Source organism: Escherichia sp. MOD1-EC7003 (assembly GCF_002965065.1).
Classification (GTDB): Bacteria; Pseudomonadota; Gammaproteobacteria; order Enterobacterales; family Enterobacteriaceae; genus Escherichia.
Window position 1 is genome coordinate 1 of sequence record NZ_PTRE01000254.1, and the last position, 1695, is coordinate 1695.

Genomic DNA, 1695 nt, shown 5'->3' on the forward strand with positions numbered 1-1695 from the left:
GAAACCCGCCCCCGTAATATTGCATTTAATTACATCGTAAGGGCGGCATAAAAACGTTGGTTTGGGGGAAGGCTCTGCACTGCCTGTTGGTGTGCCCGTTCCGTGGCCCTTAGAAACACCACCAACGGGCTGGCTAAAATGCAATGGTGCAGCATTTTCTTCTGAAATGTATCCCAAACTGGCAAAGGCCTACCCCACCAATAAATTACCGGATTTACGCGGTGAGTTTATCCGTGGTTGGGATGATGGGCGAGGTGTGGATGCGGGAAGGGTCATCTTAAGCATACAGGGGTGGTTAACAGGAAGTCATTATCATAATATTCGGTCATGGGACGCGTGGGATAACACGGTATTGGTGCCAAATGACAGAGGGGGGGATAGTCTGTTGTCGACAGATAACGCCGTCCGGCAAGGAGCGATTAATGGTAAATTTACCAGTCAATACAGAACGGAGTTATCTGGGGGGAATGAAACCCGCCCACGTAACATTGCCTTCAATTATATTGTGAGAGCAGCATAATGGATAATGCGATATTAAATAGCGAACTTATAGCCATACAGGCAGGAAACATTATCGTTTATAACTATGATGGTGGTAATCGGGAATATATTTCTGCATCAACTGAATATCTTGCTGTTGGCGTTGGTATTCCGGCAAATTCTTGTTTGGATGCTCCAGGCTCACATAAAGCAGGTTATGCGATTCTCCGTTCAGAGGATTTAAGTTCATGGGAGTATGTGCCAGATCATCGTGGCGAAACTGTCTATAGCATTGACACTGGGAATCCCGAAGAAATCACGGTGTTGGGTGACTATCCGGAAAATACAACCACTATCGCCCCGCTAACACCATACGACAAATGGGATGGAGAGAAATGGGTGGTTGATACTGAGGCTCAACATAGTGCAGCTGTAGAGGCAGCAGAAACAAAACGTCAGTCATTGATTGATACTGCGATGGATTCCATTAGTCTGATTCAGTTGAAATTACGGGCTGGACGGAAGTTGACGCAGGCAGAAACCACGCAGCTTAACTCCGTGCTAGATTATATAGACGAGCTGAACGCGATGGATTTAACCACGGCACCAGATCTCAACTGGCCTGAAAAACAACTTTCTACAGCCAGTTGATATAATTAATCCGCCCTCACAATATAATTAAATGCAATATTACGAGGGCGGGTTTCTAAGCCAGCAGTACCTAAATTAGCTACGGACTGTTTATATGTTTTAAAAGTTCCATAATTAGGGGCTGGCAATCCTGCATCGCTTGTGTTCCCCCATCTGATAACTCCCGTATTACCACTAGTAGCCCATGCCTCGTCAAAGTAGAAATTAATTGAGCGGTCAGTTGCTACGGTTGATTTTGACGGTAATCCGTGAGCATGATCCTCCGTTGCATATCCTTGCTCGCTTAAAATAGAGCGACCAGAGTCAATCCCTCGCCCATCATCCCAGCCACGGATAAACTCACCGCGTAAATCAGGTAATTTTAACGTTGGGTAAACCTTTGCCAGATTTGGGTACTTTTCAGAAGAAAATGCTGCACCATTGCATTTCAGCCACCCCGTTGGCGGTGTGGCTGAGGGCCATGGAATAGGTACACCAACGGGCAGCGCCGAGCCTTCCCCTAAACCAACGTTTTTATGCCGCCCTTACGATGTAATTAAATGCGATATTTCGGGGACGGGTTTC

3 protein-coding genes are annotated in these 1695 nt (G+C 46.4%); 2 read left to right on the top strand and 1 reads right to left on the bottom strand.

The features are described from left to right. The first annotated feature begins 61 nt into the window (after positions 1-61). Both A7090_RS24930 and A7090_RS24935 read left to right on the top strand, forming a co-directional pair. Positions 62-520 (top strand): phage tail protein, encoded by a 459-nt coding sequence (locus tag A7090_RS24930; RefSeq protein WP_042004947.1) that lies wholly within the window; start codon positions 62-64, stop codon positions 518-520. Further along, positions 520-1131 carry a tail fiber assembly protein gene (locus tag A7090_RS24935; RefSeq protein ID WP_000367945.1) on the top strand — a complete coding sequence of 204 codons (612 nt, stop codon included), beginning with the start codon at positions 520-522 and terminating at the stop codon, positions 1129-1131. The genes A7090_RS24930 and A7090_RS24935 overlap by 1 nt, the downstream gene beginning before the upstream one ends. A 5-nt stretch (positions 1132-1136) precedes the next feature. Here the strand turns inward: A7090_RS24935 and A7090_RS24940 are convergent, their stop codons facing one another. Further along, a complete protein-coding gene (locus tag A7090_RS24940; RefSeq protein WP_071852594.1) occupies positions 1137-1616 on the bottom strand; it encodes a phage tail protein in 480 nt (159 codons plus the stop codon). Positions 1617-1695: the final 79 nt, after the last annotated feature.

Coding starts and splice junctions, on each gene's coding strand:
- A7090_RS24935 (WP_000367945.1), top strand. CDS start 520: ATGGATAATGCGATATTAAATAGCGAACTTATAGCCATACAGGCAGGA.